Origin of the sequence: Pseudodesulfovibrio profundus, from assembly GCF_900217235.1 — a bacterium.
GTDB classification, from domain to species: Bacteria; Desulfobacterota; Desulfovibrionia; order Desulfovibrionales; family Desulfovibrionaceae; genus Pseudodesulfovibrio; species Pseudodesulfovibrio profundus.
The window spans coordinates 3,634,145-3,655,976 of sequence record NZ_LT907975.1 but is presented as its reverse complement, the minus strand read 5'-3'; the positions used below and the strand labels follow the sequence as shown (position 1 = coordinate 3,655,976).

Annotated in this window: 20 protein-coding genes and 1 pseudogene; 13 read left to right on the top strand and 8 right to left on the bottom strand. The window is 55.2% G+C overall.

Annotated features, from left to right (window positions below):
* Position 1 precedes the first annotated feature (1 nt).
* The 3 genes from phnC to phnE (DPRO_RS17060) are packed head-to-tail and all read left to right on the top strand — an operon-like array spanning position 2 to position 2,371.
* Positions 2 to 796 (top strand): phosphonate ABC transporter ATP-binding protein, encoded by a 795-nt coding sequence (gene phnC, locus DPRO_RS17070; protein WP_097013155.1) that lies wholly within the window; start codon positions 2 to 4, stop codon positions 794 to 796.
* Positions 793 to 1,584: a phosphonate ABC transporter, permease protein PhnE gene (gene phnE, locus DPRO_RS17065; RefSeq protein ID WP_097013154.1), complete on the top strand. Its 792-nt coding sequence runs from the start codon at positions 793 to 795 to the stop codon at positions 1,582 to 1,584. Before phnC ends, phnE (DPRO_RS17065) begins: the two co-directional genes overlap by 4 nt.
* On the top strand, positions 1,577 to 2,371 hold the full coding sequence (phnE, locus tag DPRO_RS17060) for a phosphonate ABC transporter, permease protein PhnE (protein ID WP_097013153.1): 795 nt from the start codon (positions 1,577 to 1,579) through the stop codon (positions 2,369 to 2,371). The genes phnE (DPRO_RS17065) and phnE (DPRO_RS17060) overlap by 8 nt, the downstream gene beginning before the upstream one ends.
* Positions 2,372 to 2,447: 76 nt before the next feature.
* Here phnE (DPRO_RS17060) and DPRO_RS17055 read toward each other — a convergent pair whose 3' ends face one another.
* A complete protein-coding gene (locus tag DPRO_RS17055; RefSeq protein WP_157917539.1) occupies positions 2,448 to 3,086 on the bottom strand; it encodes an HAD family hydrolase in 639 nt (212 codons plus the stop codon).
* A gap of 429 nt (positions 3,087 to 3,515) precedes the next feature.
* On the opposite strand from DPRO_RS17055, the gene DPRO_RS17050 reads away from it, so the two are divergent.
* The 9 genes from DPRO_RS17050 to DPRO_RS17010 all read left to right on the top strand — a co-directional run bounded on the left by DPRO_RS17050 (position 3,516) and on the right by DPRO_RS17010 (position 13,564).
* A complete protein-coding gene (locus DPRO_RS17050) occupies positions 3,516 to 4,508 on the top strand; it encodes a BMP family protein (RefSeq protein WP_097013151.1) in 993 nt (330 codons plus the stop codon).
* A 56-nt stretch (positions 4,509 to 4,564) separates the two neighbouring features.
* Positions 4,565 to 6,109, top strand: coding sequence for an ABC transporter ATP-binding protein (locus DPRO_RS17045; RefSeq protein ID WP_097013794.1), 1,545 nt, complete (start codon positions 4,565 to 4,567; stop codon positions 6,107 to 6,109).
* On the top strand, positions 6,106 to 7,155 hold the full coding sequence (locus DPRO_RS17040; protein ID WP_097013150.1) for an ABC transporter permease: 1,050 nt from the start codon (positions 6,106 to 6,108) through the stop codon (positions 7,153 to 7,155). The genes DPRO_RS17045 and DPRO_RS17040 overlap by 4 nt, the downstream gene beginning before the upstream one ends.
* A 3-nt stretch (positions 7,156 to 7,158) precedes the next feature.
* A complete protein-coding gene (locus DPRO_RS17035) occupies positions 7,159 to 8,100 on the top strand; it encodes an ABC transporter permease (protein ID WP_097013149.1) in 942 nt (313 codons plus the stop codon).
* 66 nt (positions 8,101 to 8,166) lie between these two features.
* Complete coding sequence (locus DPRO_RS17030) at positions 8,167 to 9,432, top strand: amidohydrolase family protein (RefSeq protein ID WP_097013148.1); 1,266 nt, start codon at positions 8,167 to 8,169, stop codon at positions 9,430 to 9,432.
* A gap of 424 nt (positions 9,433 to 9,856) precedes the next feature.
* Complete coding sequence (locus DPRO_RS17025; RefSeq protein WP_097013147.1) at positions 9,857 to 10,858, top strand: ABC transporter substrate-binding protein; 1,002 nt, start codon at positions 9,857 to 9,859, stop codon at positions 10,856 to 10,858.
* The gene (locus DPRO_RS17020) at positions 10,855 to 12,804 is read left to right on the top strand and encodes a SpoIIE family protein phosphatase (protein ID WP_097013146.1); all 1,950 of its coding nucleotides are present in this window, start codon (positions 10,855 to 10,857) and stop codon (positions 12,802 to 12,804) included. Before DPRO_RS17025 ends, DPRO_RS17020 begins: the two co-directional genes overlap by 4 nt.
* Positions 12,804 to 13,133, top strand: a complete 330-nt coding sequence (locus tag DPRO_RS17015) for an STAS domain-containing protein (RefSeq protein ID WP_097013145.1) — start codon at positions 12,804 to 12,806, stop codon at positions 13,131 to 13,133. Before DPRO_RS17020 ends, DPRO_RS17015 begins: the two co-directional genes overlap by 1 nt.
* Positions 13,133 to 13,564 (top strand): ATP-binding protein, encoded by a 432-nt coding sequence (locus DPRO_RS17010; protein WP_097013144.1) that lies wholly within the window; start codon positions 13,133 to 13,135, stop codon positions 13,562 to 13,564. The genes DPRO_RS17015 and DPRO_RS17010 overlap by 1 nt, the downstream gene beginning before the upstream one ends.
* A gap of 59 nt (positions 13,565 to 13,623) precedes the next feature.
* Here DPRO_RS17010 and DPRO_RS17005 read toward each other — a convergent pair whose 3' ends face one another.
* The 6 genes and pseudogenes from DPRO_RS17005 to DPRO_RS16980 all read right to left on the bottom strand — a co-directional run.
* A complete protein-coding gene (locus tag DPRO_RS17005) occupies positions 13,624 to 15,234 on the bottom strand; it encodes a methyl-accepting chemotaxis protein (protein WP_097013143.1) in 1,611 nt (536 codons plus the stop codon).
* A 243-nt stretch (positions 15,235 to 15,477) separates the two neighbouring features.
* Positions 15,478 to 16,827, bottom strand: a complete 1,350-nt coding sequence (locus DPRO_RS17000; protein WP_097013142.1) for a sigma-54-dependent transcriptional regulator — start codon at positions 16,825 to 16,827, stop codon at positions 15,478 to 15,480.
* Positions 16,824 to 18,290 (bottom strand): sensor histidine kinase, encoded by a 1,467-nt coding sequence (locus DPRO_RS16995; protein ID WP_162291191.1) that lies wholly within the window; start codon positions 18,288 to 18,290, stop codon positions 16,824 to 16,826. Before DPRO_RS16995 ends, DPRO_RS17000 begins: the two co-directional genes overlap by 4 nt.
* A 4-nt stretch (positions 18,291 to 18,294) precedes the next feature.
* Positions 18,295 to 19,155, bottom strand: coding sequence for a phosphate/phosphite/phosphonate ABC transporter substrate-binding protein (gene phnD, locus DPRO_RS16990; protein WP_232005800.1), 861 nt, complete (start codon positions 19,153 to 19,155; stop codon positions 18,295 to 18,297).
* A 20-nt stretch (positions 19,156 to 19,175) separates the two neighbouring features.
* Positions 19,176 to 19,616: a universal stress protein gene (locus DPRO_RS16985; protein WP_097013139.1), complete on the bottom strand. Its 441-nt coding sequence runs from the start codon at positions 19,614 to 19,616 to the stop codon at positions 19,176 to 19,178.
* A gap of 192 nt (positions 19,617 to 19,808) precedes the next feature.
* A pseudogene (locus DPRO_RS16980) lies at positions 19,809 to 20,743 on the bottom strand (YeiH family protein); the annotation flags it as partial.
* 38 nt (positions 20,744 to 20,781) lie between these two features.
* Here DPRO_RS16980 and DPRO_RS16975 point away from each other — a divergent pair.
* Positions 20,782 to 21,432 (top strand): IS1595 family transposase, encoded by a 651-nt coding sequence (locus tag DPRO_RS16975; RefSeq protein ID WP_097012874.1) that lies wholly within the window; start codon positions 20,782 to 20,784, stop codon positions 21,430 to 21,432.
* Here the strand turns inward: DPRO_RS16975 and DPRO_RS16970 are convergent.
* The gene (locus tag DPRO_RS16970) at positions 21,413 to 21,604 is read right to left on the bottom strand and encodes a hypothetical protein (RefSeq protein WP_097013138.1); all 192 of its coding nucleotides are present in this window, start codon (positions 21,602 to 21,604) and stop codon (positions 21,413 to 21,415) included. The genes DPRO_RS16975 and DPRO_RS16970 overlap by 20 nt on opposite strands.
* Positions 21,605 to 21,832: the final 228 nt, after the last annotated feature.

Genomic DNA, 21,832 nt, shown 5'->3' with positions numbered 1-21,832 from the left:
TGTGACTAATCAAAGCAATAATGGGAATGGGGGGGCAACCTCCCGTTCCCTTACCGTTAATAATGTCGTTAAGGAATATGTTGCAGGAACACAGGTTCTCAAAGGTATCTCCTTTGAAGTGTCCGGACGCAGCACCGTTGCCATCATCGGCCCTTCCGGTACTGGTAAATCCACCCTGCTGCGCTGCATCAACCGACTGATCGAACCGACAGGTGGCGAGATCCTTATCGCCGGTCGTGACATCACCAAGCTGTCCGGCAGAGAACTTCGCCAGGCCCGCCACTACATCGGCATGGTCTTTCAGGAGTTCAATCTGGTCGAACGGCTCTCAGTGATTGAGAACGTTCTGTGTGGCCGCCTGGGATTCACCTCGGTTTGGCGTGCATGGCTTCGCAAGTATCACCAGGAAGACATTGATCGCGCTTTCGAGCTTATCGAAAAGGTCGGTCTGGGCGATTTCGCCACTGCACGCGCAGACAGCCTGTCCGGCGGTCAGCGTCAGCGCGTCGGCATCGCACGCGCCGTCATGCAGAACCCCGACATCATCATGGCGGACGAGCCCACTTCTTCGCTCGACCCCAAGACCTCTGTCGAGATCATGGAACTGCTGAACGAATTTTCCGCTGACCAAGACATCCCGTTGCTGATCAACATCCATGATGTCAACCTTGCCAAACGATTCGCCGATCGCATTATCGGCATGAGTGAAGGACATGTCGTGTTTGACGGCAAGCCCGAAGAACTCAAGGATGAGCACCTCAAGGCCATCTACGGTGGGGAGGACTGGCTGGTATGACCCCCCGAACCGCTGTAAAACGGCGCCCCTTTCAGACCAACTGGCTAGCCCGTGTCGGGTGGCTTGTTGTTCTGATATACGCAGCCTATGCTATCTCCGCTCTGGATATATCATGGACGCGTTTTGTTGAGGGGCTCGGCAATGGCGCCAAGTTCATCGGAGAACTGTTTCCCCCCAACTTCGAGCGGTGGAAACTCCTGGTAGGCAACCTTATTGAAACCATAGAAATCGCTGTCATCGCTTCAGCGTTTGGTATTCTCTTCTCGCTTCCCATCGGACTTCTGGCAGCGCGCAACCTGATGCCGCCGTGGGCCACCTGGCCTGCACGCACCGTCATCTGCGTCTGCCGCTCCTTCCACCCTGTCATTTTCGCCATCCTGTTCGTCAAGGCAGTCGGCTTCGGCCCCATGGCAGGTATCCTGACGCTCATCTTCGCTTCCATCGGCTTCATCGGCAAACTCTTTGCCGAAGCAATCGAAGAGATTTCGCTGAAGCCTGTCGAAGCATGCAGAGCTGCAGGCGCACCCTTCATGAGTGTGCTCATCTACGCAGTCATGCCCCAGGTGCTGAACCGATTCATCGGTTTCGCCACCTACCAGTTCGACGCCAACATGCGTAACTCCACCATGGTCGGCATTGTCGGCGCAGGTGGTATCGGCGGCACCCTGTTCGCTGCGTTCCAGCGCTACGACTATGACTTCCTGTGCGCCATCCTGTTGTCCATCATCGGCCTGATCATGATCAGTGAATTCCTGGCCGTACGGATCAAGGCGGTGTTCAATGACTAAGCACTACGAATGGCAACGATTCACCCCTGCCCAACGGCTGGCACGATTCGCCGTCTACCTCGGTGCAGTCATGGCTCTTGTCGCTTCCATGCGGACCGTGGAAATCATACCGGAGTTCCTGTATGACGCCCCCACACAGATCGCCGATCTGTTCACACGCATGTGGCCCATTGATACCGCGCACTATGCCGTCGGCGTTCATGACGCGCTCATCGAAACGCTCAATATCGCCACTCTCGGTACTGTGTTGGCACTTCTCATGGCGTTCCCGGTCGGGCTCATGGCTGCCAGCAACATCACCAAGATTCCGGCGCTGAACTGGTTCGCGAAACTGATTCTCGTCTCCTCGCGTTCCGTCAACTCGCTGGTCTGGGCAATTCTGTTCGTGGCCATCTTCGGTCCCGGCGCCCTTGCGGGTACCGTGGCCATCGGATTCCGCTCCATCGGTTTCTGCGGCAAGCTGCTCGCCGAAGCCCTTGAGGAATGTAATCCCGGCCCCATTGAGGCTCTCAAGGCTGCAGGCGCACCATGGCCGACCATCATCCTCAAAGGATACTGGCCGCAGGTCGCCCCCGCGTTCTGGGGAATCACTCTCTTCCGCTGGGACATCAACGTCCGTGAATCCTCTGTCATCGGTCTGGTCGGTGCCGGCGGTATCGGTGTAGCACTCGACACGGCGATGAACCTGTTCAACTGGGATCAGGTCTCCCTTATCCTGTTGTGCATCTTCACCATCGTCATTGCTGCCGAGATCTTTGTCACCAAGGTTCGCGAACGCATCATCTAGACGCACTACATACTCAAACAAAAGGCGCTGCTCCAATCGGAGCAGCGCCTTTTTATTTCTGTATGAATGACCCGGATTAATCGAGCAGATCGAAGGGGAATTCCTCGCCTGTCTTGAGCAGGTAATCCACATCGAACTCACCGCTCGGATCATGCGGCCAGCCACAGAGGATCAACCCTGCGGCACGTGCGGCAGCCATTCCCACGGCAGAGTCCTCCACGGCAATACACTCTTCCGGCGCAAAGCCGGCCTGCTTGGCAGCCATCAGGTATGGATCGGGAGCGGGCTTGCCCGGATCGCAGTTGCCGCCTGTCACCAGAAAAGAAAACACATCGCTCAAACCGAGAATCTCGACATTGGCTTTCACGACTTCATGCTCTCCATTGGAGACACATGCCTGCAGGATGCCGCGCTCGGCAACCTTTCTGACAATCTTCAGGGCGCGGTCCAGTCCCTTGTCGGCTGTCAGTCGTTCAATATACCAATCCTCGCATTCGCGACGAAACAACGCTTCCGTTGCCGAGGAATCGACCCGTGGTGCCAGAATTTGCCATTTTTCAGGCATTGTCTTGGCAATCAATTCGTCATTCGCCTCAAGTGTGAGTTCATAACCGAACTTTGCGCACCAATCGCGAATAACCTCATAATGAAGGTCTTCGGTATCGATGAGGGTGCCATCCATATCCCAGAAAACAGCACGTGCTTTTGTGGTCATTGAGCGACCTGAATCCTTTGGTAGTTGGGTTGGGCTGATCCATGCAGCCGTTGAAAATATGGAGAATTTCGATCTCCCGTAAACAATGCATGATTTCATATAGGAAAAGGCCGAAGCTGTGAAGTACGGCAAGGTGCAAGTAATGTCTGGCGCATCGGCAGCATAATAATATAGTAATACATGCAGAGTTTACCAAGTCACATTCCTGTAAAAAACGCAGACGTCGGCTACACAAGGATTTCAAAATTGTAATCTTTCACCAGCACACCGACTTACCCGTACGCGACCTCTCCTCAGCTTCATCTTGGTATCGCTAGTTGTTTACTCCTGAAAGGTTTTCTGGCATTAGCATTGCACTTCATGACGGGCCGCGCTTTTCAGGTTCTGCGGCACTCATTGTATCACTCAAATCAAGAGAGAGGATTCCAGATGAAACGGTTTATGATCATCGCTGCTGCGCTCTGCCTGGCGGTTGCCATGTTTGCGGGCTCAGCCATGGCCGGGGACAAAATCAAGGTAGCGGGCATCTACACGCAGCCCATTCAGCAGAAGTGGGACGCATGTCTGCACAAGGCCCTTCAGAAGGCCGCTGACGCCGGTGAAATCGAGTATGTCTACTCCGAAAAGGTTTCCAACACCGACTACATCCGCGTCCTGCGTGAGTACTCCGAAAAAGGTGTGGCCCTGATCGTAGGTGAAGCCTTCGGTATTTCCCGCGATGTCACCAAAGTTGCCAAGGACTACCCTGAAGTCGCGTACCTCATGGGCGATTCCTTCGGTCCTCGCGGATCCAATCTTTCCGTCTTCGATAACTACATCCACGAGCCGTGCTACCTGATGGGCATGATCGCCGGTAAAATGACCAAGACCAACAAAATCGGCATGGTCGGCGGCTACCCCATCGGTGAAGTCAACCGTCTTTTCAATGCCTTCATGGCCGGAGCCAAGTCCGTCAATCCCGCAGTCGAGTTCAAGGTCTCCTTCATCGGCTCCTGGTACGATCCGCCGAAAGCCAAGGAATTTGCCTACGCTCAGGTCGAATCCGGTGTTGACGTGCTCTACGCCGAGCGCGCCGGTGTTGTTGATGCAGCCCGCGAAAAAGGCATCATCGCCTTTGGTAACGTCAATGACATGAACAAGGAAGAGAACGGCAAGGACGTCGTTGTTGCCTCTGCCCTGTGGCACATGGAGCCCGCCATCAACCACGCCATCGAGCTGGTCAAGGCTGGCAAATTCACTGCCGAGGACTACCGTGATTTCACCATGATGGCCAAGGGTGGCGCATCCCTCTCTCCCTTCTACGAATTCGACGCCAAGATTCCCGCCGAAGTGAAGGCCAAGGTCGAAGAGACCGCTGCCGCCATCAAGGCCGGAGATTTCACCGTTGAAATCAACGACAACGAACCGAAGTCCACTTTCTAGCGACAACAATGGACCGCCTCACCCGAGGCGGTCCTCTATTTTTCTTTGGGGAAGATGTGTCCAAAACGGTACTCAAACTGACAGGCATAACCAAGACCTTCGGCTCTGTGGTTGCCAACCAGGATGTGACGCTTGAACTGAGGGAAGGCGAAATGCTCGCCCTGCTCGGAGAGAACGGCGCTGGTAAAACGACCCTGATGTCCATCCTGTTCGGCCATTATGTGGCCGACTCCGGTTCGGTGGAGGTCTTCGGCGAAAAGCTGCCCGAAGGTTCGCCCCGTGCCGCGCTCAACAAGGGCGTCGGCATGGTTCATCAACATTTCACTCTGGCCGGAAACATGACTGTTCTTGAAAACGTCATGCTCGGCACCGAGTCACTGTTGGCGACCAGTCATGACAAGCAGACAGCCCTGACCAAACTTTCCGCGCTCATGGATCGCTTCTGCCTTGAAGTGAATCCCACGGCCATGGTCAAGGAGTTGTCCGTGGGCGAACGCCAGCGCGTCGAGATTCTCAAGGTGCTCTATCGTGACGCCCGCATTCTGATTCTGGACGAACCCACATCGGTCCTGACCCCGCAGGAAGCCGACCACCTTTTTGCCACCCTTCGCCAACTGGTCAAGGAAGGCTTGTCCGTCATCTTCATCACCCACAAGATGCGCGAAGTCATGGCCTCGTCCGATCGTTGCGCCGTACTGCGCCACGGTTGTGTGGTCTTTGAATCCGCCACGGACGCGACCACAGCCGAGGAACTGGCCCATGCCATGGTCGGCAGCGAGATACCCAAAGCGCAACGGTCGAGCCAAAGCACCGACATTGCCTGTGAGATTCTCTACCTCGATTCCATTTATATCAGTGACGGCACGGACAAACGCCTGCTGGACAACCTCACCCTGCGACTCAATTCCCATCAGATTCTGGGCATCGCCGGTGTTTCCGGCAACGGACAGGCCCAGCTTGCCGATCTGCTCTGCGGACTGATCGAACCCGAATACGGCCTTATGACCATCCACGGTGAACCGCAGCACAGGCCCACTCCGGCAGACATGATCGCCAATGGAGTTGGCCGTGTCCCTGACGACCGTACCGGCACCGGACTGGTTGCCGACATGACCGTCATGGAAAACACGGCCACTGAATCCTACACTCTCCCGCCCGTCTCCAGACGAGGCATCCTCAATTTCAAAAAGATCGCCGCACACGCCAAAGAGCTGATCGAGACTTTTGACGTCCGTTGCCCCGGCATCGATACGCCGGTGCGCAAACTCTCGGGCGGCAATATGCAAAAGCTCATCCTCGCCCGTGTTCTGTCGAGCAATCCATCCATCATCGTGGTCAACCAGCCCACCTGGGGCCTTGATGTGGGAGCCACCGCCTACGTACATCAGCAACTGCTTGATGCGGCCGAACGCGGCGCCGGGGTCATCCTCATTTCCGAAGACCTCGACGAACTGTTCCAGGTGACCGATTTCATCCAGGTCATGTATCAGGGCCGGCTCTCCGCCCCCATGCCCACCCACGAAGTGGACCGCGCCAAGCTCGGCCTGCTCATGTCCGGCAACAGTGAGCCGGAAGCATGCGAGACCGGAGGTGCAGCATGAGAATAGAAGCCCGTGAAAATGTTTCGCTGACCATCAAGACCCTTGCGCCGCTCATGGCGGTGGGTGTCGCCATGGCAGTCTGCTCTGTCCTGCTGCTCTGGGCGGACGCCTCTCCGCTGGAAGGATGGGCGCTGATGCTCTCCGGCGCGCTCGGCTCCAAATTCGCCATCACCGAAACCCTGACCCGCGCCACCCCGCTCATCTTCACCGGTCTGGCCGCAGCCGTGGCTTTCCGGGCCAAGCTGTGGAACATCGGCGGCGAAGGCCAGCTCTACATGGGGGCGGTTATCGCCACATGGCTGGGTACCGGATCTGTCGAGATGCCCGCGTATCTCATGGTCCCGTATCTCTTTCTTGCCGGGGCAATCGGCGGCGGGGTGCTCCTGCTGCTGCCCACCCTGCTCAAGACCAAGCTGCATGTGGATGAAGTCGTGACCACCCTGCTGCTCAACTTCATTGTCCTGCTGTTCGTCAACTGGCTGGTGTTCGGCCCGTGGAAAGACCCCATGGCAATGGGTTGGCCCCAGGCCGCACCCGTGGTCGACAGCGCCATTTTGCCGCAGTTGATCGCAAAATCCCGGCTCCACCTCGGTTTCATCTTTGCCCTTGTCTGTGCCGTTGGCGTGTGGTGGTTCATGCGAAGCACCACCTGGGGATTTGAAATCCGGGCTGTGGGCGCTTCGCCCAAGGCATCCCGCTTCGCCGGTATGCCGGTCAACGCCGTCATCGTACGTACGGCACTGCTCTCGGGCGGACTCGCTGCCATGGCCGGGGTTTCCGAGTTGTGCGGGGTCAAGGAATACCTGACCCTCGACCTGTCGCCCGGCTTCGGCTATTCCGGCATCGTCGTCGCCATGCTGGCCGCCCTCCATCCGCTGGGCGTCGTGGCCTCCTCCATTTTCGTGGCGGTCATCTACATCGGTGCGGATTCCATGAGCCGGGCCATCAACATTTCCAACTACATCGCCGACGTGACCACGGCCGTCTGCCTGCTGGCAGTGCTGGTTTCCATGTTTCTGGCGAAATACCGCATCCGCTGGAGGTAACCGATGGACATCTTCAACTTCCTCCTCGAAACCGGTTTCTGGATGGCTACCATCCGCATGGCCACGCCACTCATCTTCGGCACCCTTGGTGAGCTGATCTGCGAGCGCGCAGGTGTGCTCAACCTCGGCATCGAAGGAATCATGGCCGCCGGATGCATGGCTGGCTGGACCTGGGTTTACCTTGGCGGTGATCTGTGGACCGGCATCATGTTCGCGGCCTTCATCGGCGCACTGTTCGGCCTGCTCCACTCGCTGTTCACGGTCCACCTCGGATTGTCCCAGCATGTAACCGGGCTTGGTATCACCATGCTCGCGTCGGCCCTGTCGTCGTTCATCTTCCGCATGCTGCTGCCCAAGGCGACCACTCCGCCCAAGATCGTGCCGTTCCAGACACTCGACATCCCCGTGCTGTCCCAAATCCCCTTTGTGGGCGAAATCCTGTTCAGCCAATCCGCGCTGACCTATCTGGCATTTCTGGCAATCATCGTCGTGAGCTACGTTCTGTTCCGCACACCCATCGGGCTGGCGGTCCGCATGACCGGTGAAAACCCCATGGCTGTCGAGGCGCAGGGATTGTCCGTCTTTTCCATCCGCACCGGTGCCGTCATGGTCGGTTCCGCATTCATGGCAGTGGGTGGCGCCTTCCTCACCATGTCCGCCTTTGACGCCTACTACATCGGCATGGTCAACGGACGCGGCTGGATATGTATCGCCCTTGTGGTCTTCGCATCGTGGAAACCCGGCAAGGCGCTGCTCGGCTGCATCCTGTTTGCTGCGTTCGACGCCATACAGATGCGCGTGCAGCAACAGTCCGGCATTGCCATTCCGTATCAATTCTACTTGATGATGCCGTATGTTTTCTCCATCATAGCCCTGATCATCATGTCGCGCCGTGCCGCCTATCCTAAGGCATTGCTCATCCCCTTCCGAAAAGGTGAGCGATAAGCCAGCGTAGCGACTGTGATGGATTCATAGGACGAACTAACCACGGGGAACGCCCCTGGAGATACCATGCTTGATTTACTCGTAAAAAATGCCCGCATCGACGGTGAACAATATCTTGTGGACATCGCCTGCAAAGACGGCAAAATCGTTGAGATAGCGCCTTCCATCAGCGGCGAGACCATCCGCACCATTGACGCGCTGGGCAATTTCGTCACCCCGCCGTTCGTGGATTCACATTTTCATATGGATGCCACTCTCTCCATGGGCATGCCCCGACTGAACCAGTCCGGCACCCTGCTTGAGGGCATCAAGATATGGGGTGAGCTGAAACCCGACCTGACACCCGAAGGGCTCAAGGAACGGGCGCTCAAACTGTGTTCCTGGTCCGTGGCCAAGGGCAACCTCGCCATCCGCACCCATGTGGACACCACCGACCCGACCTTGATGGCCGTGGACGTGCTGCTCGAAGTCCGTGAAGAGATGAAGCAATTCATCGACATCCAACTCGTGGCCTTCCCGCAGGATGGTGTTTTGCGGTGCAAGGAAGGCGTGGACCTGCTCAACAAGGCGCTGGACAAAGGCGTCGATGTGGTTGGCGGCATCCCCCATTTCGAGCGAACAATGGACGAAGGCCGCGAATCCGTTCGTGTACTCTGCGAGATTGCTGCCGAACGCGGCCTGATGGTGGACATGCATTGCGATGAATCCGATGATCCCCACTCCCGGCACATCGAAGCACTGACCTTCCAGACCCAGCGACTGGGATTGCAGGGGCGCGTGGCCGGATCGCATCTCACCTCGATGCACTCCATGGACAATTATTACGTATCAAAACTTCTGCCGCTGATGGCCGAAGCCGAGATGAACTGTGTATGCAACCCGCTGGTCAACATGAACCTGCAGGGGCGTCATGACACCTACCCCAAGCGCAGGGGCCTCATGCGCGTGCCCGAACTCATGGATATGGGCATCAACGTCTCTCTGGGACACGACGACGTCATGGACCCGTGGTACCCCATGGGCACCCACGACATGCTGGAAGTCGCCCACATGGGCGCCCACGCCCTGCACATGACCGGTGTGGATCAGCAGGAGGCGCTCTTTGACGCGGTGACTGTCAATGGAGCGAAAACCCTCGGACTTTCCGGGTATGGTCTGGCCACCGGCGACAATGCCGACATGGTCGTATTGCAGGCCGCCGACAAGATGGAAGCGCTGCGCCTCCACCCGGCCCGCCTTTTCGTTATCCGCCGTGGCGCGATCATCAGCACCACCCCTGCGGTGGAAGCCACTGTTGAACTGGATGAAAGCATCAAGGTGGATTTCCGATAATCTCTGTCCAACAAGCACTCAAAAAAAGCCGCTCGGGATTCCGGGCGGCTTTTTTTCGGTTCTGCAAATGATGGAACACACTCTGCCGTCTGCTGCACACCGATGCCCCAGTCACATTCGTTGCTGCGTCAAAGGTCAAAGCACGAGATCACTCCCTCCAAAACGATATCAATCAGGCTGCGGAGACACAGAAACCCGTATCAAGGGGTTCCAATCATAGCGCAAATCATCTATCTGTCTAAAAAATATCGAGAGCAGGAAGGAAAACCGTGCACATCTATATGTCTTCACGTGTCCAATTCCTCTTGATGTGGATGGGACACCTTGGCTGAGTCGGAATCACTTCCGCCACTCACCAATCATCGATCCATCCCAATTTGCCCCGCCAAACAGGACCAACGCTTTTTTGCAGAGAGAGACACGCATGAAGAAGCACTTCATTTTATCGCCACGGCATTCATTTTACCTCTCATTCCTGCTGCTGACAGTGATTGCATCGTTTTTCGGCCCTTCTGCAGCACACGCCAACGAAAAGGTGAAGCTGGCTCTGCAATGGTACCCACAGGCCCAGTTTGCCGGATACTACATGGCAAAAGAGAAAGGTATATTCGACCGTTACAATCTGTATGTGGAGTTCATCCACGGAGGAGCGGACACGGATTCGCTCATCCTGCTGAGAGAAGGCAAGGCCGACTATGGTACCGCCTTTCTCTCCACCGCCATGGAGCAACGCTGCAATGGCATTGCGCTGGTCAATATCGGTCAGATAGTCCATCGCTCTGCGCTCATGCTGATTACCAGAAAGGATTCCGGCATCAAGACCATCAAGGATCTGGACGGAGCCAGAGTCGGGACGTGGGGGACCAAATTCCAGTTACAACCCACGGCACTTTTTTACCGGGAAAACCTCGATGTGACCTTTGTTCGTCAGTCACCGTCCTTTGAGCTTTTCATGCGCGGCGGTCTCGATGCCGCCCTGGCAATGTGGTACAACGAGTACCACCGCCTCATCGCCTACGGATTGAATCCTGAAGAAATGACCACGTTCTTTTTCAGCGATCTCGACCTGAATCAACCCGAAGACGGTATCTACTGTCTGGAATCCACACTTGCCGCCTCGCCTGAAACGGCTGATGCGCTGGTCAAAGCTTCGGTGGAAGGATGGGAGTACGCCTTTGCTCACCCCGAAGAGACAGTCGACACTATTTTGCGCATCATGAAAGAGGCAAATATCCGCGCCAACCGTGCTCATCAGGCATGGATGCTGGCCCGGATGCAGAACATCATCCTGGCCGAGGGACAGACACAATTGAGCACCGCGCTCGACCAGTCCGATTTTGAAAAGACCAAGAAAGCACTGCTGACGACCGGTGTCATTGAAAACGACATATCCTACAACGATTTCCATAGAGGGCCGACACAATGAGATTCAACGGCATCGCTTTCCGGCTGGCATCCCTGACCCTCCTTGTTTCCACCCTGACACTGGCGGCCATCGTCGGATATAACTACACGGTATCCCGGGACATCATCGTGAAAATGGCCGAGGAAAAAGGAACGCTGTTGGCCAATTCCACGGCACGGGATATCTCGGGTGTGCTCAAGACCGTCCAAAAGGTGGCGGATTCCATTTCGTTCTCTCTGGAAGACGGCAGCCTGTCCGAAAAACAGCTCAAGGAACTGGGGCGTCGCGTACTTACCGACAACCCCGAGATATTCGGCACGGCCATCGCCTTTGAGCCATACGGGTTCATGTATGACAGCGAGTACTATGCTCCCTACCACTATCGATCACAAAATCGCATCACCTACACCAATCTGGGTGGCGAAGACTATCAATACTTCTACATGGACTGGTACCAGTTGCCCAAGGAACTGGACCGCGCCATCTGGACCGAACCCTACTTTGACGAGGGGGGCGGGCAGGAATTGATGGGAACCTATTCGGTACCCTTCTACCGGCAGCGTGAAGGCCAGAAAGCGTTTGCCGGGGTCGTCACCGCCGACATCTCCCTGACATGGATGCAAAAGCTGCTGGCCTCCATCAGCCAGCGCGAATCTGGGTATGTCTTCCTGCTTTCCCGATACGGCACCTACATTTCTCACCCGGACTCAAGTCTCGTCATGAACGAGACAATATTCACCGCAGCCGAAAGCCTTGACCGACCGGCCATGCGCGAAGTGGGACGTAGAATGGTGGCCGGGGAATCCGGTGTTGTCGAACTCAGCGACATGCCGCTCACCGGCGACAGTTTCCTCTACTTCAGTCCCCTCCCGGACCAGCAGTGGTCCATTGGTGTTGTTTTCTCGAAGGAAGCGATGCTGGCTGATGTCTCGCGCATGAACAGGGAGGTCGCCACCCTCGGAGGCATCGGCTTTGTGGCACTGGCGCTCCTTATTATCTACCTTTCGACACGCATCACACGGCCGCTGCGCGCTTTGACCGAATCAGCCAACGACATGGCATCCGGCAACCTCGATGCGCAACTGCCTGAAGCGAAATCACAGGATGAGGTCGGTGAGTTGACCGATTCCTTCCAGACCATGCAGGACAGCATCAAGAGCTACATCACCAACCTGACGGAAACCACGGCGGCCAAGGAGCGCATCGAGTCCGAACTGCGCATCGCCCATGACATCCAGATGGGTATCCTCCCGAAACTGTTCCCGGCATTCCCGGAGCGCAGGGAGTTCGACATTCACGCATCCATCGAACCGGCCAAGGAAGTCGGTGGTGATCTCTATGATTTCTTTTTCATCGATGACGACCACTTCTGTTTCCTCGTAGGCGACGTTTCCGGCAAAGGGGTTCCGGCTGCCTTTTTCATGGCCGTCACCAAGACCCTGATCAAAGTCGTGGCAGAGCGGAAGGTCGACCCCGGCGCCGTGCTGGCAAAGGTCAACAACGACCTTGCCGAGGACAATGAGTCCTGCATGTTCGTGACGCTCTTCCTGGCGGTAATCAATATCCACACAGGTGAGGTCAACTATGCCAGCGCCGGACACAACCCGCCGCTGCTTCTGCCAAAAGGAAAAGAAGCCGAGTGGGTGCCGCCACTCAACGAACTGGTGGCAGGCATCATGGAAGATACGAGCTACACCACCAAGACAATGACGATGAACCCGGGCGATACGCTGTTCATCTACACCGACGGGGTCACAGAGGCCATGGACAACGACAAGGCACTCTATTCCGAGGATCGCCTGGTGGAGGTCATCAACCAGTGTAGCGGACAGTCGGCAGAAGAGATCATCCACTGCATAGAACACTCTCTCAAGCAGTTTACCGGCGGAGCTGAACAGTCGGACGATATAACCATGCTGGCGATGCAGTTCCTCGGCAACAGTGAAAAAGGTCAGGGAGATCAGTGATGGATATCGTGTGTGACAAGAAAGAGACAGGTACGCTGGTACGGGTTAACGGACGGCTGGATGCGGTCAATGCACCGGTCTTTGAAAAGGAATGCATGCAGGTCGTTGACGGCGGCGAAACCATGATGGTGATCGACCTGTCCGACCTCGAATACATCAGTTCGGCCGGACTGCGCAGCATTCTCTCGGCAGCCAAGAAGCTCAAGGGAACAGGCGGAACAATGCAGTTCTGCGGCCTTACCGGCATGGTTGAGGAAGTATTCAAGGTATCCGGGCTTGGCACCATGTTCACGGTAACCGATACGGCAGACGAGGCCTTTGCATCCTGATGAGCCACACTGACGAGTCACGGACCTTTCCCGCAGAACTGGAAGCGCTTACCCAGGTTCATCAGTTTGTCTGTCAGCAGGCACAATCTGCGGATGCACAGGATACCTTGCGCTCCAAGCTGGAACTGGTGGTGGAAGAGGTGTTCGTGAACATCATTAACCACGCCCGCCCAAGGCACAAGCCCGAGGTGGAGGTCACCTGTTCCCTTGAACAAAATGATAGCGCACCAAGCGGCGCATTCTGTGTAGCCTTGCGCGACTGGGGGCCGCCGTTCAATCCATTGGACCAGCAGCAGCCAAACCTGGAATTAAGTGTCGAAGAGCGTGCGATCGGGGGGCTTGGCATCCATCTGGTCAAGCAGATGGCTGACCGTTGTGAATATCGCAGGGAAAACGACAGTAATCTTTTCTCGATCTGCTTTTATCTATAAAAAAACGACCTCACCCGAATCGGATGAGGTCGTTGTATTTCTATTCAACAAGTCCAGGACTAATAGCGGCTGTAACCGTCGTCGAGACTTCCGGCATCAAGGGCCTGCCGGGGATCATTACGAACAACCCGGACCTGATGTGAGCCCGTTTGATCGGTCTTGAAGAAGGCCATTGTCCGCTCAAGGTTGTCTGACTGCGAGGTCAAACCGCTGGCCGTTGCTGCCAACTGTTCGGCAGCCGATGCACTGGACTGGATGACCGTTTCCATTTCACGGATGCTGACCAGCACTTCCTGCAACCAGCCCACCTGTTCGGTCGCCACAGAGGAAACCTCCTGCATCTGCTCGGATGTTGCACTGATGCGCGGCAGGAGATTCTGAATCAGGCTCCCGGCATTCTCGGCCAAAAGCATGGTGCTTGATGACAGCTCGCTGATCTCGCCAGCAGCCTCACCGCTTCGTTCTGCCAGCTTGCGAACCTCAGCGGCAACCACGGCGAACCCTTTGCCATGCTCACCGGCACGGGCAGCCTCAATGGCCGCGTTGAGTGCCAGCAGGTTGGTCTGCCGTGCGATGTCTTCAATGATGAGAATCTTTTCGGCAATGCTCTTCATGGCGCTGACAGTCTGCTCCACAGCCTCACCGGTGCGCTTGGCATCCTCGGTGGCCTGCGTTGCATTCTGCTCCGTATCGTTCACGATCTCCACGTTTCGACTCACACTCGAATCGACCTGCTCGATGTTGGTGACGATACCACCGATCGTGGCCGACTGTTCACTGGCACCGCCAGCCAATGTCTCGGAGGAACTGGCGACTTCCGCGCTCATCTGCACCAGATGCGCGACCGCTTCGTTGGTATCGGAAACCACCGAGGAGATGGAATCCGAAGTGGAGTTCAATGCGGTTGCCAGTATCTGGAATGATCCGGCATCGGCAGGATCAATACGCTGGGTGGTATCCCCCTGTCCCAGTGCATGCGCGCCGTTGGTACAGGTATCAAGCGCCGCAAAATCCTTACGGGTCAGCAGGAATCCGGTGACAAGAACAAAGAGCACACCAATGGCACCACCGATGAGAATCTTCATCTTACTTTTGGTGGTACTATCCTTGATAGCCTGGGTTGCCAGGGCAAAATCGCTATCGAGTTTTTTGACCAATCCACCGAAGTATTTACGAGACTGGTTCGCTACGGGAGTGGCGCTCTTGCCGTACTCTCCATACAGTGTATGCCGCTCTTCCTTGGGCAGATCTTTCATGCGCTCGACAAATGTAAGTCCGTCATTGGCGAAAGCCAGTGCTGCGGTGCGTGCCTTGGCAACATCATAGCCCGGTGCATTACCAAGGGCTGTTTCCAACTGGTCGAATGATGCCTTGATGGAGTCAATTCGAGCATGGAGCTTCTTGAGATCCTTGTCATAGTTGCTTCCCAGCATGATGTTTCTGGTCAGGCGGCTGATATAGTTCAGGTCCCGGTTGATCTCCAAGGTTGAAACCTTGGCCATCATCTCCCGATTCCAGGCACTGGTAAACGAAGCATCCAAAGAAGTAATGGACCAGTAACCGGCAGCAATACAGCCCGCAGTAGCCAGAAGCCCCAGAAGAATCGTCATCGCGATCTTCAGTCGAAAGGAATTGGCCTTGTCGAAAAGGCCTATCTTGTTTTTCATCATTATTTCACTCGTTAAAGATTATATCCGATAGGCAAGAGTCGCCCATAATCACTTGAGTAGCTCAAGTGACAAATCAAGAAACGTACCACATTGTAAATAATGCAATCGCCTACAATTATGTGATTTATTATTTTACTTTTTTAAAACATCGCCAACTGTGGTTGCCATTGCTGCCAACGATGGTTTACAAAATATGGATAGATAATAAGAATAGATATTCTCAAGTGATAGCTGCCTTAATAGTCAGCCCGATATGCCTAAGTCCTTCATTTTCTTCCAGAGCACCTTTCTGCTGATGCCCAACATATCGGCTGCCAATTGTTTCCTGTTTCCCGTCTTCTCCAGAGCGCCCACGATCCGCTCCCGCTCATACTGCTGCACCCCTTCCTCAAGGGTGAAGTTGTCCTTGGCCTTGCAGACCGAGACAGGCTGTTCTTCTCCGCGCACCCTCTGTGGCAGATGCCCCACGCGAACCACGCCGTCCTGAGCCAACAACACCGATCGTTCAATTATATTCCGCAATTCGCGGATATTGCCGGGATAGTCATACGCCAGCAGTGCCTTTTGTGCGTCAGACGAAATGGAAACTTCCTGCTTGTTATGGCGTCCGGCATAGAGATGGAGAAAGTGCTGCATGAGCTTGACGATATCGTCGCCACGCTCCTTCAACGGCGGCAGATTGATGGGAACCACGTTGATTCGGTAGTACAAGTCCTCCCGAAACGTGCCTTCCTCAAGGGCTGCATCCAAGTCTTTGGCTGTGGCGAAGATGGTGCGCACAGCCACCTTGATCGGCTTGTTTTCCCCCACACGGGTGATTTCGCCATCCTCCAGAACGCGCAGCAACTTTGCCTGCAATGAAAGGGGCATATCCCCTATTTCATCAAAGAAGAATGTTCCACCGTTAGCTACTTCGAACTTACCGATGCGCCGCCTGTGAGCACCGGTGAACGCCCCCTTTTCATGACCGAACAGCTCGGACTCCAGCAGGTGTTCCGGGAGCGCGGAGCAGTTGATTTTGATGAAAGGCTTGTCTGCGCGGTGACTCAGGTTGTGCAGGGCGCTGGCTACCAGTTCCTTGCCCGTACCGCTTGGGCCGAGGATCAGGACGGGCGTACAGGCATCGGCCACGGCGCGGATGCGATCAAAGGCGGGCTGCATGGCCTGTCCGCCGATCATGCCTTCCAGGTCCTCACCGCTCTTGAGCCGCGCATTTTCCTGCTTCAGGTCACGGTAGTTGAAGTATCGCTCCACAGCGATGAGCAAGCCTTCATTGGAAAACGGCTTGCACAAAAAATCGAATGCACCATGGCGCATGGCTTTCACGGCCAGATCAATTTCAGGAAATGCCGTAATGAGCATGGTTCCGGTTTCGGGATGCAGCTCTTCGACCTTGCTCAGTAGTTCCAGCCCGGACATACCGGGAAGACGCATGTCGGTGATGAGCAGGTCGAACCCGCCGGGCTGCATGAATCGCAACGCACTATCCGCATCTTCGAATGCCTCAACAGTATACCCTTCGGCAGTCAGCGTGTGCTGAATGCCTATGCGTATGGATAGTTCGTCTTCTACGACAATGATGCTCTTACTCATGCTGAATCCCCTTCTTCCGAATATGGAAAACTAATGGCAAAGACGCTGCCCGACGAATCGGAACTGCGCAATTCCAGTTTGCCCCCATGACGTTCGATAAGCGATTTGGCAATAGCCAACCCCAGGCCGGTCCCCTGCCCGACATCCTTGGTCGTGTAAAAGGGATCGAAAATCCTGTCCTGAATCTCGGGCGCTATCCCCGTGCCCGTGTCTGAAATAAGGAAAGTGAAGCTGTCTTCAACCGCCTGCCCACTGATCGTGATGGTTCCTCCATCAGGCGTAGCGTGAATCGCGTTGACCAGCAAGTTGACAAAGACCTGTTGGATTTTGGCACCGTCCATCTGGATCAATGGGAGCGGTTCCGGCAGGTCAACGTGGATGGTGACATCGCGCTTCTTACTGAACAGTTCGAGCAGGGAGAGGCTCTTGTGAACCACATCGCTGACATCGGTCTGCTGAATATTCAGCGAGGATTGACGCGAATAGTCCAGCAGATCACGCATGATGGTACGGATTCGTTCCAGACCGGAATTGATCACCTCCACATGCTGTCGATGGGCGTCCTCATCCAACCTTCCCTTCATCAGATTGTTGAAGCAGAGAAGGACACCGCCCAACGGATTGTTCACCTCGTGGGCAATGCTTGCGGTCAGCTGTCCGATGGTCGCCATCTTCTCGGTGTGGAACATTTGCTCCTTGGTCCGGTTGCGCTCCTGCTCCTCCCGGTGCAACCGCTTGACCATCCATTTGAAGCTCTGCTGCAACTGCCCGATTTCATCTTTTCGTTCGGGAAGGTCCGGAAAGGGTTTGGAGAAGTCGCCGTTGACCGTGAACCGCTCCATGGCATCGGAAAGCCGCTGCAACGACTTAACGAGGTAATCCACGCTGAATCCGATGACCATGAGAGAGAAAAGAAGGCATGCCCCTGAAATGGCAAAGACTTCATTGCGGGCTGCGATTCTGGCTTTTTCGATGTCCTCAAGGGAGAATTGCAGTCGGCAATAGCCCCACTGCTTCGATTCAATGGCCAGCGGCTTGGTAATAACGAACATGGCGTCAACGCCCTGCCCGATCAGCTCAATTTCCGTGTCGTTAACGGCCTCGGGAACAGCGGACTCCCGCCCGTCGTTGCGGACGGTATTCTCGACCACGATACGGCCATGTTTATCCACCACCGTGAACGCCTCGATCCTCGGGTCCGTGCGCATGACATCCGCCACATAGTAGGACAGGTAATCCACCATGTCGGACTCGTCGATCATGTCCAGCTCTTCATAGATGAGGGTGTTGGTAAAGACGATGGCAGACGCCTTGGTCAGGGAAAGCGCCTGTTGCCGGGCGGTGTCCATGAGCAGTTCACGCTCTTTGTCGAGCATGTAGTAGGCGGTGGAAAAGATCGTTCCCGAGATGCACAGCAGAACGATACCGATGAACTTGAATCGCAAACCCTGGGGGAAAAACATCGGTCTATCCCCCGTATCCATATTGCTGGGCACAGGTCAGCAACTCCCTGACACGGGCATAATCCTGGTCGGCGACCGAGGTGAACCCGTTACGCAGCAGAGAACTCCACTTAGCCGAACGTTCCTGCAGGTCAGGGGAAGAAAAATCCAGGCTCAAAAGGAAATGTTTGAGGTTTTGGATGGCTGGAAGGTCCGTTTTCCTTGCCACAATGACAAACCCGGGATGCGGCGGCGTTTCCGCCAGCACGGTCAGCCCTTCTGCGGCGAAACGATGGTAGGTGGAAACCGAAACAGCACCCGCATCGTGGCTTCCCCGGAGCACGGAACGGACAACGGACTCATGGGTTCGCAGATTGTCTTTCTTGCCAAACGAGACAGAAGAAACACCGTTGTTCCCCATGTAGCAAAGCGGATGCAGATACCCGGACGTGGAATGGATGGAAGCAAAGGCAAACCGCTTACCGACCAGATCCGCCAGACTTTTTACTCCACTACCCTTGTAGGTGAAGATAACGGTTCTGTTGGTGGGCGTCCCATCTTCGGAGAGAATGGCACACAGCGGCGTGATGGACTCTGACGCCGCCCGTGCTTCGATGTAGGACAGGCCGCCCAGCAGTGCGAGGTCTATCTCGCCGGTGAGCAGATCGTCGATGATGGTCTCGTAGTCCTTGGCAAGGATCAGCTCCACACCGATACCGCTCTCCTGGGAGATGTAATCGGTAAAGGGAAGGTACTGCCGATACATCATCAGAGGATGGTTGAGCGAGATGACACCGAGTTTAAGCGGCGTTTCCGCCCTCCCCGGCGTAGCGAGGGTGCAGAAAAACAATGACAAAAGGACCAGTGTCCGCATCAATTGTTTCATCACGCTCATCGCTCCTTTGGTTATTCATGTATCTGCTTTACTGCGCACGGTGCCTTTCGCATCAGGCTGCGGGACAGGCTGAAGGGGTTGAACCGCTTCCTCTTCCCGCCGATGACGAGCAGCTCGGAGCCATCCCGTCGGGCCTGTTTCACGATACAATATAAGGGAGCATCCCATTCGATGTACAGTTCATAGTCCACATTCAAGGCGCGGGCATGGGCCATCACCCGTTGCAGGCGCTCTGTGGCATCATGAGACTCCTGATGGCGGGCATGGCCGATGAATCTGTGTCGATCGCCTTCGGTGGCGAGGGTGTCGACCTGACCGTAGTGCTCCAGGCTGGAGTCCACGGCGTGAATGATACGAAGAGGCATGGCCTCTCGGGCACAATACGACACGGCGAACTCTTCGGCCCTTCGGCAGTCATCGCTGCCGGTGGTTGCAAGAAGTACGTGACGCATAATGACCTCCTGAAAAAAGTTTACCGGGGCCGCGTCGTCGGTTACGGCCCCGGTTTTATACAGTCTCGTTAGCCATTGATGGCAATGGCAACGAAGACCAACCCTATACCGAGAAGGCAGACCATCAGGTCTTGCTTACGGCTGGAGGAGAGGCGTTTGATGAAACTGATCATGATGTAACTCCTTTTCTGGTTATTGGATGAAGTACAATACGGCGAGCAGTGCGAGTCCTGCCTTGAGGGATGCGATGGTAAAGCCGACAACAACGCCGGATACGCCAGCAGCCTTCAGGTCGGACAGACGCGTGGTCAGACCGATGCTCGCAAAGCCGAGAAGGAATGCCCATTCCATGAAGGTCTTGGCAGTCTTAACGGCGGGTTCACTGATCATGCCCATGGTATTCAGCAGGACCACTGTCAGGAAGCCGAGTACGAAGACCGGGAACTTGGAGACAATGATCTGCCACTTGTTGACCGGCTCACAGGACAGGGAGGTTTCCCGCTGGCAAGCCATGATGGTCAGCATGAGAACGATGAAGGGAAGGAAGATCACTCGACCGATGTTGTAGACACCGGCAATGATGCCTGCTTCATCACTGAAGCCGAAACCGGCAGCCAGCACCTGGGCGGAGTTGATGATGCCGACTCCGGCAAACGCACCGTACTGGGCGTCGCTCAGGTTGAGCCACTGACCGAGAGGCGGAAAGATAACCAGCGCCAGCAGGCCGAACATCAGTACAACAGCGATGGAGTAGGCCATCTCTTCTTTTTTGGCATTAACGGCGGGTGCAACAGCGATGGTTGCGGAAACACCACACACGGAAAGACCGGCAGCCAGACATGCGCTCAGAGAAGGCGACATATTGATCTTTTTACCCACCCACATGAGTACGACAGCAGACATGAACAGGAAAAAGAAGATCATGCCGAGTGCCTGTCCACCAACCGTTACCAGACCGATGAGCGAGTATTTAGCCCCCATGATGACGATACCCGTCTTGGTCAGGATGGTTGAGAAGCGCAGGCCTGGCTGCAGGAAATTCGGCACACCCACGGTATTGCGGAGGCGATACCCACGAGGATGGCAAGAATGAAGTCTTTGATCGTCAAATAGGTTTTGAAGAAGGGGCTGTACCAGATAACTCCTTTGGGTTATCGGTATGGCAATGCGAAAAAGTCGTTTGAGCAAGGACAAGCAGCTTCGTTTAATCGAACATTTTGTGGCTGGCACGACAGCTCGTTGCGCTGCCGATCTGGTTGGTGTGAACGTCAAAACAGCCGCCTATTACTTTCACCGGCTCCGGGAAATCATAGCGGTAGAAGAGTCCTGTGAAGGGATGGATTTTGGCGAATTTGAGGTCGATGAGAGCTACTTCGGTGGCAAGCGAAAGGGCAAAAGAGGACGTGGGGCGGCTGGTAAGGTTCCTGTTTTTGGAATCCTTAAAAGGGGCGGGAAGGTCTATACACAGGTGATTCCTGATGCGAAAGGTAAAACCTTGCTTCCCATTATTCAGGAAAGAATCCAGCCAGACAGTGTGGTTTACTCGGACTGCTGGTATGGCTACAATGTCCTTGATGTGTCAGCGTTCAAACACTTCCGAATCAACCACTCGAAGCTGTTTGCAGATAGCCACAACCACATCAATGGAATCGAGAATTTTTGGAACCAGGCCAAACGCCATATGAGGAAATTCAACGGCATTCCAACCAAGCATTTTTCTCTGTTTTTAAAGGAATGCGAGTGGCGTTTTAATAACAGCAATCCGCGAAGCCAGTTTAAACAACTGAAACAGTGGGTTAGAAGACATATGGGCTAGTTATCTGGTACAGCCCCTTGAAGAAATCATACTGCTGCAACAAAGGCGCAGTGTAGTGCGCGAAAACTGCAACAGATGTGATGAGAAGAAGACCGGGCAGGCTGTCCAGAACTTCCTGCGCGAAGCTCTTTTGCAAATCTGCACCGTTTATAGCCGATGAATTGTTCGTCATGAGATCCTCCAATTTGTGATGACCTCATATAGGCAACTAGCGTGCCATCGGCTTTTTACATTCTATGCACTTGAAATTATGACTCTTTATTTTACCACTGCTTTTGCTGTCACCAAACAAGCGTTCCCTGTCGGGAACAAAAAACATGGCAATGTTCCCGAACGGGACCCAGTGTACCCTCTTCGGCACAAGGAAGTTTCTCCATGGGCATGTCGGCTGAAAAAGACC